At 34.7% G+C, this 15,868-nt stretch carries 11 protein-coding genes; 4 read left to right on the top strand and 7 right to left on the bottom strand.

The annotated features are described in order from the left end of the window. Positions 1-10: 10 nt before the first annotated feature. The gene (locus IPK88_08520) at positions 11-1,003 is read right to left on the bottom strand and encodes an NTP transferase domain-containing protein (GenBank protein ID MBK8243456.1); all 993 of its coding nucleotides are present in this window, start codon (positions 1,001-1,003) and stop codon (positions 11-13) included. Positions 1,004-1,092: 89 nt separating this feature from the next. Next, complete coding sequence (locus IPK88_08515; GenBank protein ID MBK8243455.1) at positions 1,093-2,811, bottom strand: caspase family protein; 1,719 nt, start codon at positions 2,809-2,811, stop codon at positions 1,093-1,095. A gap of 216 nt (positions 2,812-3,027) precedes the next feature. Between IPK88_08515 and IPK88_08510 the strand changes: the two genes are divergently transcribed. Both IPK88_08510 and IPK88_08505 read left to right on the top strand, forming a co-directional pair. Beyond that, a complete protein-coding gene (locus IPK88_08510) occupies positions 3,028-3,537 on the top strand; it encodes a DUF4920 domain-containing protein (protein MBK8243454.1) in 510 nt (169 codons plus the stop codon). Positions 3,538-3,614: 77 nt separating this feature from the next. After that, entirely contained in the window at positions 3,615-4,688 is a 1,074-nt protein-coding gene (locus tag IPK88_08505) for a class I fructose-bisphosphate aldolase (protein ID MBK8243453.1), read from the top strand. A gap of 108 nt (positions 4,689-4,796) precedes the next feature. On the opposite strand, the gene dnaE is transcribed toward IPK88_08505, so the two are convergent. Continuing rightward, on the bottom strand, positions 4,797-8,351 hold the full coding sequence (gene dnaE, locus IPK88_08500; protein ID MBK8243452.1) for a DNA polymerase III subunit alpha: 3,555 nt from the start codon (positions 8,349-8,351) through the stop codon (positions 4,797-4,799). 570 nt (positions 8,352-8,921) lie between these two features. On the opposite strand from dnaE, the gene IPK88_08495 reads away from it, so the two are divergent. Continuing rightward, positions 8,922-9,635 (top strand): lipoprotein signal peptidase, encoded by a 714-nt coding sequence (locus IPK88_08495; protein MBK8243451.1) that lies wholly within the window; start codon positions 8,922-8,924, stop codon positions 9,633-9,635. A gap of 30 nt (positions 9,636-9,665) precedes the next feature. On the opposite strand, the gene IPK88_08490 is transcribed toward IPK88_08495, so the two are convergent. The 4 genes from IPK88_08490 to IPK88_08475 all read right to left on the bottom strand — a co-directional run bounded on the left by IPK88_08490 (position 9,666) and on the right by IPK88_08475 (position 12,988). Further along, a complete protein-coding gene (locus tag IPK88_08490) occupies positions 9,666-9,986 on the bottom strand; it encodes a helix-turn-helix transcriptional regulator (GenBank protein MBK8243450.1) in 321 nt (106 codons plus the stop codon). 178 nt (positions 9,987-10,164) lie between these two features. Further along, positions 10,165-10,503, bottom strand: coding sequence for a helix-turn-helix transcriptional regulator (locus tag IPK88_08485; protein ID MBK8243449.1), 339 nt, complete (start codon positions 10,501-10,503; stop codon positions 10,165-10,167). Positions 10,504-10,654: 151 nt separating this feature from the next. After that, positions 10,655-11,344: a tRNA (adenosine(37)-N6)-threonylcarbamoyltransferase complex dimerization subunit type 1 TsaB gene (gene tsaB, locus IPK88_08480; GenBank protein MBK8243448.1), complete on the bottom strand. Its 690-nt coding sequence runs from the start codon at positions 11,342-11,344 to the stop codon at positions 10,655-10,657. A gap of 3 nt (positions 11,345-11,347) precedes the next feature. Then, complete coding sequence (locus tag IPK88_08475; GenBank protein MBK8243447.1) at positions 11,348-12,988, bottom strand: S41 family peptidase; 1,641 nt, start codon at positions 12,986-12,988, stop codon at positions 11,348-11,350. Between the two features lie 855 nt (positions 12,989-13,843). On the opposite strand from IPK88_08475, the gene IPK88_08470 reads away from it, so the two are divergent. Further along, positions 13,844-15,253: a redoxin domain-containing protein gene (locus tag IPK88_08470; GenBank protein MBK8243446.1), complete on the top strand. Its 1,410-nt coding sequence runs from the start codon at positions 13,844-13,846 to the stop codon at positions 15,251-15,253. Positions 15,254-15,868 lie beyond the last annotated feature (615 nt).

Below are 15,868 nucleotides of genomic sequence, written 5' to 3'. Positions count from 1 at the left end.
TAGAGATTATTTATACCATATCAATTTCAGTATTGTCTCCAATATTAAAACTTTGATACCTGCCCTTTATAATGGCATCATTTCCAATAATCGAATTCTGAATAACTACATTATCAAGAATAGTAAAATTTCCAATTATAGCATTCTTAATAATGGCATTATCAATTTGTGTATCATCTCCCAAAGTCACATAGGGACCAATGATCGAATGCTTGATTTGACAATTTTTTCCAATATGGCAAGGTTCTATAATTATCGAATGTTCCGCATTATGATGGACTGGATTTTGAGTTTGCCTTTCTAACATTGTCGCATTCGTCTCCAGAAGGATATCCTTCTTTCCACAATCAAACCAATTCTTCACTTCCATCACTTCAAAATGATTTCCCCATTCCAACATTCTCATCAACCCATCCGTTAAGTGAAATTCTCCTCTGGTTTTAAAATTATGGTCAATATTGTACTGTAATGCTTTGATCAATTGACTAAAATCACAGATCTTATATAAGCCTACTATAGCTAAATTAGATTTTGGAATTTGTGGTTTTTCAACCAATCTTTTAACCAATCCTTGATCATCCAATTCTACAACCCCGAACGCTCTTGGATCACTGACTTTCCGAACTGCCAGAGTATTCTTCCTGGAATTCATAAACACTTTGAAATCAAGGTCAAGGATCGTATCTCCTAATTGAATTAATACTTCCTCAGAGTCTTGAATTAAAAATTGACAGGTATAGATAGCATGTCCTAATCCCATTCTTTCTCCCTGTACTACATACTCCTTGTGAATATGAGGATAGTGTTCGTCTAAATAGATTTTGATTTTATCTCCAAGATAACCTATTACAAAAATAAATTCTGTTACACCGGATTGAATCATTTGATCCAATATAAATGCAATAATAGGCTTGCCAGCCACTGGAATCAATGGTTTAGGTTGGGTAAAAGTAAATGGTCTAAGCTTTGTCCCAGCACCTGCAACAGGAATGATTGCCTTCATCTTAATTTTAACCTCTCAAATCCCGATCCAAATTTACTTTTCAGGTATAAAAATTCTAAAATACCCGATTATACTACCCTTTTTTGATATTATTTTTCAACTCTGCAAAAGCCAACTGGCATTTGCTCATTATAATCACCTGCAATTAAAGGTGTTTGCGCCTGTCCTGTATAATCTCTGACGTTTGAATAAACATAATTAAATAATTCCGATATGGTAATGGTCAAATTATGATCTTTATCAGCTTCACCTTTTAAACCTCTAATTAAAAAATGAGAAAAAATACCTTGCCTCAAACCACCATCTTCCAAGCTGTATTCCTTGCTTTTTGATGACATCATAAATGCAGTGCCACCACTAGCTTTGTCCAGATCTTCATAGAAATACATCAATGAGGAAGAAAATGGGCTTTTTGCAGCTAACAAACTACCAGAATGACATGCATCTGCATAACAAACCTTGTGTTTGGCCTTACTTTTATTAAACATTTCTTTTACTTCATCATGTTGTAAAGCATGATCAAATCCGTCATAATCTATCGGAATAAAAGTACCTTCCAATCCATGACCGCTGTAGTATAACATAACCACATCATTCTCATCAGCCCGCATAAACAAATCATTCATCGCTTTTAGAATATTGTTTCGTGTAGCATCCTCATCGACCAATATTTTAATTTGATTGTCCGGTAATGCACCACCTTCAGGGCTTTTTAGAAAAGCATAGATTCTATAGGCATCATCATCCGCATATTTTAAGGAAGGCATATGCTCGTATTTTGAAATACCTACGATGACACTCCAAATCTTAACTTCTTTATTTTTATCAACCTGGATTTTATCATTAAAGACAAATTCCTGTTTACTTAATAATTGTTTTGTGGATTGACCATGATTCCACATAGCACCATATACCAATCCGGATTTAAAAAACATGGTTCCCTCGCCATGAGGAGCGTGGTTGTCCCAATATCCTTCGTAACGATCACCATTTGCATAATAACAAATTCCTTTTCCTTTTGGATCGCCATTAACAAATTCTCCAACATATTTTGAGCCGTCAGCATAATCTAGAATACCGCGACCTGATCTACAAAAACTGGTATTGCAATTAGGTAATTTTTCATCGCAGACCTGGACAACATTTACCTTTCCTTCTTCTTTAACAACTGGTTTGGTTACAACAGTATCCTTTACTTCCTCCTCTTCCAAATCAGCTAAATCGTCAACGATAACTTTAACTGCCTTGTCTGCTAGCCATTGGCCTGAATAAGTCTTACCCTTGCCATCATTGTATTCTCCATACCCCGAACGTTGAGAAGCCTTCCATGAACCTTTGTAGTTTGAACCATCAGAATAGAAAAAACTACCTTCTCCCTCAAATTGACCGTTCAGAAAGTTTCCTTCATACCGATCTCCATTTTTAAAATAGTAGTTTCCTTTACCATTCACTTGTTCCTTATTCCATTGCCCAACATACCGGTCACCGGAACTATAGTTCATAGTTCCTTGTCCTTGAATTTTATCATTGATAAAATTACCTGTGTAGATATTTCCATCTTTTTTAACAAGTTTGCCTTCCCCATGTCTTAATCCGCCTTTCCATTGCCCAATATATTTGTTTCCGTTAGAATAATAAAAAAGGCCACGACCTTCCATTTTACCACCTCTAAATTCACCTGTATAGCGGGCATTATTGCTAAATGTAATGGTTCCGAATCCATTAACGCAATTGCCCCGGACACAATTTTGACCTGATAATTCACTCATTATCAATACTATAAATATTAAACTAAGCAGTTTGTGCATATTTAAGTTTTTTTGTAAAAAGATGGTAAAAGTATCTTTATCCTTGGATATTTTTTTTCCTAAAAATGAATACCAATTAATCAGAAAATCCAGTCATGTTCTAATTCGATGATGGATTGGATTTTGTTCCGAAAACGATATCTATTAAACAACACTAAAGATCATTTTATTATATGTTTGAGTAGCTATATCTTTGCTAAAACAAAACAATTATTCATGAAAACCAATTTATTAGCCTTCCTTCTATTATTGACCATAAGCTGCAAACAAAATAACAAAGAAATTGCTTCTTCCAATGAATTAACTAATACTACTTATACTCCGGAAGTTTTTGGAGATTCTATTGATGTATCCGGTGCTTTAAGTGTTAATGATGTATTGGCCTCCTTAAAAACCAATGACTCAATTATGTGTGCAGTTAATGGCTATGTTACCGGAGTTTGCCAGGCGAAAGGATGCTGGATGATGCTTAGTCAATCACCCTCTGATTCAACAGGTCTCTTTGTTAAATTTGCTGATTATGGCTTTTTTGTACCTAAAGACTTATCATCAAGTCGAGTTATCGTTCGGGGAAAAGCCTTCAAACAAGTAACTTCTGTTGATGAATTAAAACATTATGCAGAAGATGAAGGCAAATCCAGTGCTGAAATTGAAGCAATTACCCAACCAGAAGAAGAAATGAAATTTATGGCAGATGGTGTTGTAGTTATTGAAAGAAAAAAATAAAATTTTCGTTAATACTTTGAAACTATCTTACCTACTTCAGGCTTTTCTGAATTATAATTATTATAATTAAAAAAAAAATGGCAAATCAACAAATACATAATTTACTAGGGGATCAGGCATCATTTCTTTTGGATCACCAGTGTAAAACAATCGATAAATCACACTTGCATTTACCGGCAAAGGATTCCGTAGATAAAATCTGGATTCCATCCAATAGAAGTATTCGAACACTCGGAAGTATACAATCCATTATCAATCACGGGAGATTAGCTGGTACGGGATATGTTTCTATACTTCCAGTTGATCAGGGAATTGAGCATAGCGCAGGTGCTTCTTTTGCGCCAAATCCTATGTATTTTGATCCTGAAAATATAGTAAAATTATCTATCGAAGGGGGATGTAATGCCGTTGCTTCGACATATGGTGTGCTTGCCTCAGTAGCACGAAAATACGCGCATCATATTCCTTTTATCGTCAAAGTCAATCATAATGAATTATTAACCTATCCAAATAAGGCGGACCAAATACTTTTTGGTACCATTAAAAATGCATGGGACATGGGAGCAGTAGGAGTTGGGGCTACCATTTATTTCGGATCAGAAGAAAGCGGTAGGCAAATTGTAGAAATAGCCAAAGCTTTTGATTACGCCCATGAATTAGGAATGACCACAGTCCTTTGGTGTTACATTCGCAATTCAGCATTTAAAAAAGATGGTGTAGATTATCATACTTCAGCTGACTTGACCGGTCAGGCCAATCACCTTGGAGTAACCATTCAAGCCGATATCATCAAACAAAAACTCCCCACTATTAATCGGGGTTATGAAGCCTTAAATATGGGTGGCTCTTCGTATGGAAAATTAAACCCTAAAATGTATTCAGAATTATCTTCTGATCATCCAATAGACCTGTGTCGATATCAAGTGATCAACTGCTATATGGGAAGATCGGGTTTGATCAATTCAGGTGGAGAGTCGAAAGGAGCTACTGATCTTCAAGAAGCTGTAACCACAGCAGTAATCAATAAAAGAGCAGGAGGAATGGGATTAATTTCTGGTCGCAAAGCCTTCCAAAAACCATTTGCTCAAGGTATTGAAATCCTTAATACCATACAAGATGTATATTTAGATCAGACGATTACTGTGGCGTAAAAAATCTGTTAATTTCTTTTCAAGTAGATTCATGACTAATCACTTAGAATAGATTTGCATTTTTGATTTTATAATCAGTTAAATGTTACTGTATATACAGTTTGTTTTTTAATTCAATTTATAATGCAATCCAATGTCTTCAAGGTCTGCTAATAATTCATTGCACACATTGACTTTTTTCTTCAATCCTACGAACGTTAGACTAATTTCCTGCTCTGTATCCAACACAACAAATTTCAAAATCTGATGCCCCTTATTCTTCTTACAGGTTTGATCTATTCGTCGAATAGTCTCGTCGGATAAATGGGCAATGTTTAAGTATAAAGACATTTTCTTGGTAATATATTCTAATGTGGATGACAATAGCATAATGGTCTGTACTCTATACTTCCATTCATCAGATTGCCTCCAGGTATCTAATTCGTATGTACCTTCTACCATCAATGTCGTTCCTACTTCTAATAAATTTTTATGATTTCTATATTGCTCTTTATATAAATACATGGTAATCGAACCATGATAATCCTGCAGTGTGAATGATCCATATCCCTCACCTTTTTGATTGGTTCTATGTTGAACTTCAGTTATAATGCCACATAATCTTATTTTAACATTTCGCAGTTCCGGTTTTTTATATTTATCTATTTGATCAATACTGCAACTAGCTCCATATTTGATCTCTCTGCGATAATCATCTAAAGGGTGAGCGCTTAAATAAATTCCCGCAACTTCAACTTCATAATTCAATAATTGTATCATGTTCCAGGGCTCACAAATGGGTGCCAATGGTGCTTTAACTTCTTCTTCTTCAAGTGCACCAAACAATGAACCCATCGAATTATTATTCGAATGATGATACTGTAATCCCCACTTCAACATAAACTCAATATAAGTCTCATATTTATCATAAGGCGCAAAATATTGTGCCCTATGCATTCCTTCAAATCGATCAAAGGCACCACCGTATACACAACTTTCTATTACTTTTTTATTAAAACTTTTTGAACTTAATCGCTTGACCATATCAAGAAAATCTACGAAAGGTCCCTTCTGTGTTCTGTTCTCCAACAAATCTTCTACCGGACCTTCACCAATTCCTTTTAATGCTGATAATCCAAAACGAATTTCCCCTTTTGAATTTACTGTAAAGTCCAATTCACTTTCATTAATATCAGGACCCAATACAGTAACCCGCATCATCTTACATTCATTCAAATAACTTCTTAAATCCTCTAAATTGTTTTTATTTGCAGTCAATACAGCCGCCATAAATTCTGCCGGATAATGTGCTTTCAGATATCCCGTTTGAAAGGCTAGTACTGAATATGCAGCCGCATGAGATCGGTTAAAACCATAAGAAGCAAATTTGGCCATGACGTCAAAGATTTCCTTAGCCTGATTCTCTTCTATGCCTTTATCCATAGCCCGCTCAGTGAATAGAGATCTTTGTTTATCCATCTCTTCTTTCTTCTTCTTACCCATGGCTCGTCTTAAAATATCAGCTTCACCTAAACTATAATTCGCCATAATTTGAGCAGCCTGCATGATTTGTTCCTGATAAACCATAATGCCATATGTGGGCTTTAATATATCTTCCATCCAGACATGGGGATATACAACAGGTCTTCTATGGTGTCGCTTCTCAATAAAATCTTCAATGTATTCCATAGGCCCGGGACGAAACAAAGCATTCATTGCAATAATGTCTTCTATCCCTGTCGGTCTCAAATTCTTTAAATGTCCTCGCATTCCATCAGATTCAAATTGGAATATACCAACCGTATTCCCCAATTGGAAAAGTTCTAATGTCTTTTCATCATCCAATGGAATATCTTTAAGTTGAATCCGCGCTGCTTCACCATGTCTCTTGACAATATTATTTATCGTATCCGTTATAATTGTTAATGTGGTCAGTCCGAGAAAGTCCATTTTTAACATACCGGTATACTCTATAACGCTACCTTCTACTTGTGTTACCCATAGGTCCGTATCCTTTGCAGTACTCACAGGTAAGTATTTCATAATGTCTTCAGGAGCAATAATAACACCTGCTGCATGAACCCCCGTATTTCGTACAGACCCTTCTAATTTTTTTGCGGTAATCAATACTTCAGATTCCAATCCTGGAGTCTGCAATACACGTCTCAATTCCTGAACGTTTCCCTTTTCTTCTGGACTTAAATCATCAGATATATTTTGTTCCAGATCCAATAAATTTTTTAAATAAATGCCGGGTTTCGCAGGTACTAATTTGGCCAATCTACCTGCTGAAGCAAGATCCAATTGTTTAACCCGGGCCACATCCCTTATGGAAGATTTAGCTGCCATGGTTCCGAAAGTTACAATCTGAGCTACCTGATTATGCCCATATTTTTTAACAACATAATCTAAGACTTTATCTCTTCCCTTATCATCAAAATCAATATCTATATCGGGCATACTGATACGTTCCGGATTCAAAAACCGCTCAAAAAGCAAATTATATTTTATGGGATCGATATCCGTTATGGTTAAACAAAAAGCTACCGCAGATCCTGCAGCAGATCCCCGTCCGGGGCCCACACTTACGCCCAGTTTTCTTGCTGCCAAAATAAAATCTTGTACAATCAAAAAATAACCAGCAAACCCCATTTTAAGTATAACCTCCAATTCGAAATCCAATCTTGAACGAAGTTTATCATCAATCATTCCATATCTCACTTTAGCGCCTTCATAAACCAAATGTCTTAAGTACGTGGTTTGATCGCTAAATTCTTTTGGAACCGGAAATGCGGGTAATAAAATATCGCGTTCCAAATTGGGGACAAAACACTTATCTGCAATTTCCAGGGTATGTGCAATGGCTTCAGGAACATCTGCAAATCGTTCTTGCATTTGTGCAGATGTTTTAAAAAAATATTCTGAACTCGAAAATTTAAATCTATTTTTTTCTTCAACAAATGAATTCGTATTCACACATAATAGTATGTCATGAGGCACTGAATCTTCTTCTTCAAGATAATGAACATCATTGGTTGCAATTACTTTTACATTATATTTCTTAGCCAGGCGAAGTAAGTGCTGGTTAACTTGTTCTTGACTAATCCCCATGTCATCCAAATCATTATTTCCTCCTTGTCTTTGAATTTCTATGTAGAAATCTTCACCTAATAAATCCAACCACCACTTCAATAAATTCTCGGCTTCATCTAATTTTCCTTTGATGATAGCTTGGGGAATTTCTGCACCGATGCAACAACTAGTTGCTATTAATCCTTTATGATATTTTAATAAAAGCTCCTTATCAATTCGTGGAAATTTTCCATATAGTCCTTCGATAAATCCCAACGAACACAACCTAGACAAATTCTCATAACCTTCTTGATTTTTAGCCAGTAGCAGTTGGTGAAATCGCTCATCTTTTTCGCCACCTGATTTGAGAAATGACTGTTTATGGCGATCTTTAACCATATAAAATTCACAACCCAAAATGGGTTTCAAGCCTTTACTTTTGGCTTCTTTTACAAAACTAAAACAACCAAACATATTTCCATGGTCTGTCATTGCTACAGCGGTCATGTGATCTGCTTTTGCCTTTGCCATCATAGAAGAAATATCAGTAGCGCCATCAAGCAATGAATATTGGGTATGGCAATGTAAATGACAGAAAGGTGCTGTAGACATAAGTTTGGTAAATTTATAAGGTAAAGATAATTCTAAATTAGGACTAACTTCTGATTTAAATCCATTCTAAATAAATCTTTATTACTTGATGTTAACAAATGATCAAGCTTGTTAAAGTTTATCATTAGTTTTACAAATTTCAACTCATTAAAACAATGATAGATCAATCTAATATCATGATTAAAATATAAATACTAAATATGTTTTTCATTAACTTAAAATGTGACAAAGAGTTGCAATAGTTGAGCATTAAAATACAATTTTTAAAAATTTAAATTATTTCTTTTATTTAATACTTAGTGATTGAAAATAGTTTAAATACATTACAATTTAAGGAATATTCATTAAGGCTAATTTTGTGACCATGCACCCTTTTTTTTACAAAATGCTATTGAATTTCTTGTTTGACATTTCAATATTTACACTTAAATGACAAGGTCAATGGTTTAATTCAATGCTGAAAATATCACATAGCTGGTGTTGATAAACCTAAGCATTACTATTCAGTTAATCTAAATTTATGAATACAAGCTTCCGGCAAATCAGCTTTTTTTCTACCTTTGAACCCTGATGAAGCAAAAAATCTACCTACTCGTAAGTCTGGGAATCATACTTTCGATTTTAATTATTGATCAAAGTTCCAAAATTTGGGTCAAGACACATATGCATCAAGGAGAAGAATTTCTTCTTTTTGGTCTCAATTGGGCAAGAATACATTTTGTCGAAAATGAAGGCATGGCCTTTGGTCTAAGTCTGGGTGGAGCCACCGGAAAACTAGTTTTAAGCGTATTTAGAATTCTTGCCGTCGGGTTTTTATTTTATCTCCTCCACAAAATGATTAAATCAAAAGATCGTGTAGCTTTAATCATTTCATTTTCACTCATTTTAGCTGGAGCGATTGGAAATATTTTAGATAGTGCGTTTTATGGAATGATATTTTCTGCTTCCCCTTTTCATGGCGGTCAGGCAGTACTCTTCCCACCAGAAGGCGGTTATGCACCCTTTTTAATGGGTAGTGTAGTGGATATGCTCTATTTTCCAATGTTTGAAGGTGCGTTCCCTCAATGGGTCCCTGTTTATGGAGGCGAATCGTTTGAATTTTTTAGACCTGTATTTAATATTGCCGATTCTTCGATTTTCTCTGGAATTTGCTTATTCTTTATTAATTACAGAAGCCATCATTCGCATGAATTGGGAATGACTAGAGAAAATAATGTTGAAATACAAGCTGATTCTGAAACGGGAAAAACTCCTGAATCTAATGATTCAGGAGCAATTCAATAAAAAATGAACTCGTGGAGTAAAATATACTCTTTAAGCTGATTTTTTATTCTTTCCCAAAAAGTTTCTAACTGCAACCTCCGCACGATGTACTACCTCGTAATTAATCTTACAATGTACATATTTACCTACTTTTTCTGACTGGAGTACTCCAGAAAGCTTTAAAATGCTCAAATGCTGTGACGTCACAGATTGTTCAATTTTGAGTGCATTGTAAATCTTGTTTACATTGACAACACCTTGTTTGTCAATAAATTCCAAAATTTGCAGGCGGAGAGGATGAGCCAAAGCCCTCATAAGCTCACACGAATAGTCGAGCTTTACCGCATTAAACGATACCTTAGTTTTTTTCATCAGGAATTTCTTATTTTGATTTTCGTAGTTGACCTTAACAGCACAAATATCTAAAGATATTTTGAATTTCCAAACAAATATTAAAAATTTTTTATATTTGTTATGTGGTCATCTATACGAAGTAATACAAAGTAAAGCGTTTTTCCTATAAAATAAGGTGGTTTGGCTTAAGAAATAATTAACCTGCTAGTTCTTCAACTAACTTGGAAATTTGGTTCAAACGGTCACGATCTAGTGAATAGTAGATGAACTTACCTTGTCGTTCAGTTGCCACTACGCCAGCTCTGCGTAAAATAGCAAGGTGTTGTGATGCGACAGATTGCTCTAATCTCAATTTAATGTAGATGTCTGTAACCGTCATCTTATCATTTTCTTCTAATAAATCAATGACCCTTTGTCGTAACTTATGGTTGACGGCGCGAAGGACCAATACGGCCTTTCTTAAGTCGGCATAATCGAGCTGAATGTCTTTGCCCCCTTTCTTGAGCGTAATCGTTTCGTTTTTTTTATTCCTCATGTCGCAGAATTTAATAAAATGTGCAATAACGATTAAGAAATAGCGAATAATGTGCCAAACTCATAAATCCTAAATATTTTTTTGTCATATATCCTCACATGTATAAATGTTGTATATATAACTCCAAGCTAGTGAACTTTAGTTCAATGACTTAGCTTTGTTTTGCTTTAGGAGTGGTAATATTTGGATCTTTCATATAATCCGGAATACAGCTATTTAAATCTGAGCTGCTCCCCTGTCTGTATAAGTTAAACGCAGGAATGGCTAAAAAAGTAGCTGAACACTGAATATCTAATACCCTGGCTTGGGTCTCAGGATGCTTGCCAAACCATTTCTGTGCGCCATTTCCAACAATCAACGTGTCTGTAGCTAATATTTGGACCATCGAAAAGATATCCTCCTGTATGTTAAATAGCTGCGGCTGTATCATCATCTCACCCAGCTTAGTGTACAGACCCAAATAAACATTTTCCCTTCTGGCATCCAACATGGGTATATAATGCTTCAATTCTGGGATTTCCATCCTTACCCGACCTCCATAGTGCAAAGCTTCAAGTGTTGAAATCTGAAATAAAGGAATATCTAATGCAAAACAAATTCCTTTTGCAGCAGCCATTCCAGCCCTTAATGAGGTATAGGATCCCGGGCCATTACTGATGGACACCCCTGATAATTGCTGGATATTCAATTGGGTCTCCTCTAAAACACCTCTGATCAATGGGTTCAAATGTTTTACATGGTCGCCATCGTATGTCTCCTTGCACCCTAAAATCTGTTCATTATCCGATATTGCAACAGAACATACATGGGTTGAGGTCTCTATGTGCAATAAATAAGGCATAGACTATTTGCTCTTAGATCCTTTTAGTATGGATTGGTATCGATCTGTGTTATTAAGCACACTAATGGCTTCCTTTACAAGTGGATCGTGCTGTAGTCGACATAACAGTCGTCCTCCTTCATAAAACACCCTTCCTGTCAACTCTTCTTCTATTAAATTTCTCAATAATTCCTTATGCTCTTCAATGTCTAGCCATTGTTTCTCATTAAGATCCTTTTTGATGGTTGCTATCTCCTGGTCTAATTCCTTAGTTTTTGATTTTTGGGCTTCTGTTTCCAGTTCTTTTAATTTCAATTCCAGGGGAGATAAATCATCAAATTGATTTTTCTTCAGGTAATTAATAAAATCTTCTACCTCATTAAATCGATAAGTCTTTGGATCAGCCGGTGGAGGATTTTTCAAACTATAGTCCGTACAATAGTTAAACAGCATGTTCTGATCTAGTATCTTTTGGACAATCTCAGGATGATCGGCTTCCTTCATTTCTATATCTGGATCTACACCACCTCCATCATATACGACCCGTCCATTGCGTGTCTTAAAAGCGGACCTTAATGAATCCGGGAGATGAACTTTAACCCCATTTTCGTATTTTGAACTCTGAATGCACCGGCCGGATGGAATGTAATACTTAGAAATGGTTAATTTAACCTTAGCGTTATAACCTACGTCTTTGGTGTTTTGAACCAAACCCTTGCCGTATGATATCTGACCTATAAGTACACCCCTATCCAAATCTTGTATGGTTCCGCTTACGATCTCTGATGCAGAGGCTGAATTCTTGTTGATTAGGATAACCAGTGGGATTTGTTCATCTACTGCATTGGAATTAGTCTTGTAACTTTGATCCGTTTCCCTAATCTTACTTCTCGTACTGGCTATTAATTGTCCCTGCGGTAAGAAAGTATTGCAAACATTTACTGCCTCATGTAGCAATCCGCCACCATTCTCTCTCAAATCAAAGATGATTCCCTTTAAACCAGGATTTTCGGCTTTTAATTTTTTGAAGGCATCCTGAACGTTTTTTCCGGCATTTTCGGTGAATGTATTGAGAATGATGTACCCAATATTTTCATTGACCATTCCTGAATAGGGCACATTAGGTATATTGACTTCATCCCTCACCAATTTCAAGTTTAGCTTTTCTTTGGATCCAGGTCTCATGATGGTCACTTGCACCTCACTTTTGGGCATTCCCCGCATGATCTGGTACAGATCTTCACTATCCTTGCCTTTCGCATCCAGACCATTGACAGCTAAAACCTGATCTCCTATCTGCAAACCTGCTTTAAATGCCGGGTAGTCCTTATACACTTCAGTTATAGTAACATAATCACCAATTTTCTTGGCCCTGGCGCCAATACCATTGTATTTACCTTCTATAGCCAAACGATAATTCTCAATTTGAACTTCTGAAATATAATTGGTAAATGGATCGAGGGTATTTAACATGGCATCAATTCCTGCTTTCATTAATTTGGATGGATCCGTCTCATCCACATAATTGGCATTAATTTCTTTATATACATTAGCGAATATCTCGATATTCTTAGCTATTTCAAAATATTTATCGTAAGTAAAACCTGCGCCGACAATAAACAATAAGCCTAAACCAATCAATGCACTTTTATAATTCTTCTTCATTGTATTCATTAAAATTAATAGCATAACGTAAAAATATCAGCTATGGTTACATTATTGTAGTGTAAATTTTGAAAAAAGATACATCGAATTGATATGCCATGATAGATTCAATTCATGAGAATCAATGTAAACGAATTAAACTTTGCAAAAAAATTCCAATGTTTAGAACAGGATTATAGATTACTTGAAAATGCACATTTCTTAAATCCATCCAACACAATAATAAGCTTGATTTGTTCATTTGGCTCAGTTGTGTGTTAATAGACAAAAAATCAAGTAAATTGAATGGTATGAACAGTGACACATTTTTCAACAAATATTGAAACAGCGTAATTTAAGTTAACTACTATTAGCTCTAGTATACATGCGCATCATTAATCTTTGTAAAAAATGAAATGTAATAAAATACAATAGGCTCCTTCTTAAGAACTACACTGACTTAAACTTTTAGATAAAGAATATCAAACCTACCCAATAGGTGTAGATACGTGTGCTAAACGTGTACTGAATGTCAAACTATGGTAAAAGTTATGATTCATTATTTAAATAAAACAGAATTAACTTTGAAATCTGAAAATGCTGAATTTTAATCTTAAAACCCATTAAATAAAATAAACTCGACTACAATATGGATTGAACGAATTAATAAGGTTGCATTACTATGTTAAGGCAGAAATGTCTTTTGTAGTTCATTTTTCATACTAAATACTTTTGGATATCGATTAGTTTGTTCTACTTCAATTTATGGAATTTAAAAAAAAAGTTTAATTGCCCTTATGTAAAATTATAAAAATATTAACATGGCGATTATTGTAATTACCTAAAGTATGTAGGTATTCTTAGTATTTTTACATCATGAACTTAAAGCTTATTATTTTATCGGTTTTGTTGGTTAGCCAGACCATGATGGCTCAAACAGATAGCTGCCATATCCAATTTAAAGTGGATGGCATGAAGGAAGGAAAAGTTAAAATCATTGGCGTGTTTGCTGATCAAAATTATATTGCAGATTCTACTTTGATAACAGGCAATGAGGGTCGATTTGAAATCAAAAGACTTCATCCCTTGAAACCCGGATATTTCTATGTCATACTTCCGGATTTTACGAATTTTCATATGATCATAGATAAAGATCAGCATTTTTCAATGACCACATCTACCAAGGATTTGATATTTAATATGCACATTCAAGGATCCAGGGATAATGAGTTACTCTATCAATCGTTGACCTTACAATTAAGACATGAGGAAATTCAGGATTCTTGTAAAAAAGTGTTGGAACAACATCCTAATAATGAAGGTATTTCAAAATCTATAGATAGTGTCTATAATAACTTGAATACAGCATGGAAATTACACTTAAGCGATTTAGCTAAACATGATCCGAATCTTTTTTTTACAAAATATAAATTAGCCGGACAAAATCCCGACGCAAGCGCTTACAAAAAAGCAAAAAATGACGAAGAAAAAAGCCAACAACTGGAACAATTTAGAAGTGCGTTTTGGGATAATGTAGACCTAAATGATGCTCGCCTTTTGTATACCCCTGTGATTGTAAATAAATTAAAACGATTTATTACCGAGTTAACCCCTCAACATCCGGATTCAATCATAAGACAAGCAGATATCATTATCAAAAAATCAATGGTCAATAAAGAAATGTTCCAATTCATTAGTAGTTGGATCGTGTTAAAATATCAACCCACAAAGACTGCCGTCATGGGCGGAGAGTCCGTTTTTGTGCATATTATTAATACTTACTTTACCAAAGAACTAGCTTATTGGTATAACGAAAAAGATCTAGCGGATATTCGGAAAAAAGCCTGGGAAATGGAAGCAAGCCTTTTATTTAAAATAGGTCCTGACGTGATCTCCACGGATCCTAATGGAAATAAAAAATCCATTTATGAACTCCAATCTGACTACACTATAGTATTCATGTATGACACAAAATGTGAACATTGCCAAGCCGAAACGCCTTTACTGAGGGAATTTTATAAAAAATGGAAATCAAAAGGTGTAGAAGTGTATGCTATCGCCATTAATGCTAAAGATGATGAATGGAAAAAATTTATCAGTGATTATCAAATTCATGATTGGATCAATGTTTCTGACCCCACCAACAGATCTATCTATGCCAAATATTTCGTTGACATAACCCCTGAATTGTATGTCCTCAATAAAGATCACAAGATCATTGGTAAAAATTTAAAAGTGGAACAAATTCCAATGGTTATTGAAATGGATAAAACTAAAAAACAATAAATTCAGATCTCATTGCTCAATTGATTAAAATATGATCTTACAATGAGCAAGTTAGCAAATTAAATTCGAGAAATAATAGATAATAATATGTAGTCATAGAAATTTGGACTGGCCTTAAGGGGTAAGCCGTTAAAAAATGATGGAATGAAACCGTTAAAAATTCAAAACTGTATGAGCTCAACAGAATGATAATAAAAAGAATTGGAGTGCGAGCTGAGTAAGTGTTAAGCCATTCAAAAGAAACAAGGCAATTGGCGAGTTTTTTGAATTTAGGTTTCATGGAATCATTTTAGGCTTAGACCTTACAGCCCTGCCTGCGTGGCTAGTCAGGCAGGCTAGAATTTTTGGTTCTTTTTTTTCATGAAAAAAGAACAAAAAGTTATTAATTAAACGAAAATTAATATTATTGCAGAATCTTGAACCACCAAAATAATTTTTCAATCGCTTTTCTAGACTGCGTAAGGCAAAGAGTTCTGAATTTAGAGTTTTTATAAGTTCCTTTGTACAGTTGAATATTTCAAAATAATATTTGGTTATTTATAAATTTTAAATAAAAATATTAATAATAATTTTGAAAAAGTATTGATATATTATATTCAATACTGAAAATTTGAT

Source organism: Candidatus Defluviibacterium haderslevense (genome assembly GCA_016712225.1).
GTDB lineage: Bacteria > Bacteroidota > Bacteroidia > Chitinophagales > Saprospiraceae > Vicinibacter > Vicinibacter haderslevensis.
This window is presented reverse-complemented; position numbering and strand designations above follow the sequence as displayed.

Bases quoted from the DNA above. Each gene is read 5' to 3' on its own strand.
- IPK88_08495 (MBK8243451.1), top strand. From the start codon at position 8,922: ATGAAGCAAAAAATCTACCTACTCGTAAGTCTGGGAATCATACTTTCG.
- IPK88_08475 (MBK8243447.1), bottom strand. From the start codon at position 12,988: ATGAAGAAGAATTATAAAAGTGCATTGATTGGTTTAGGCTTATTGTTT.
- tsaB (MBK8243448.1), bottom strand. From the start codon at position 11,344: ATGCCTTATTTATTGCACATAGAGACCTCAACCCATGTATGTTCTGTT.
- IPK88_08485 (MBK8243449.1), bottom strand. From the start codon at position 10,503: ATGAGGAATAAAAAAAACGAAACGATTACGCTCAAGAAAGGGGGCAAA.
- IPK88_08505 (MBK8243453.1), top strand. From the start codon at position 3,615: ATGGCAAATCAACAAATACATAATTTACTAGGGGATCAGGCATCATTT.
- dnaE (MBK8243452.1), bottom strand. From the start codon at position 8,351: ATGTCTACAGCACCTTTCTGTCATTTACATTGCCATACCCAATATTCA.
- IPK88_08510 (MBK8243454.1), top strand. From the start codon at position 3,028: ATGAAAACCAATTTATTAGCCTTCCTTCTATTATTGACCATAAGCTGC.
- IPK88_08490 (MBK8243450.1), bottom strand. From the start codon at position 9,986: ATGAAAAAAACTAAGGTATCGTTTAATGCGGTAAAGCTCGACTATTCG.
- IPK88_08520 (MBK8243456.1), bottom strand. From the start codon at position 1,003: ATGAAGGCAATCATTCCTGTTGCAGGTGCTGGGACAAAGCTTAGACCA.
- IPK88_08470 (MBK8243446.1), top strand. From the start codon at position 13,844: ATGAACTTAAAGCTTATTATTTTATCGGTTTTGTTGGTTAGCCAGACC.
- IPK88_08515 (MBK8243455.1), bottom strand. From the start codon at position 2,811: ATGCACAAACTGCTTAGTTTAATATTTATAGTATTGATAATGAGTGAA.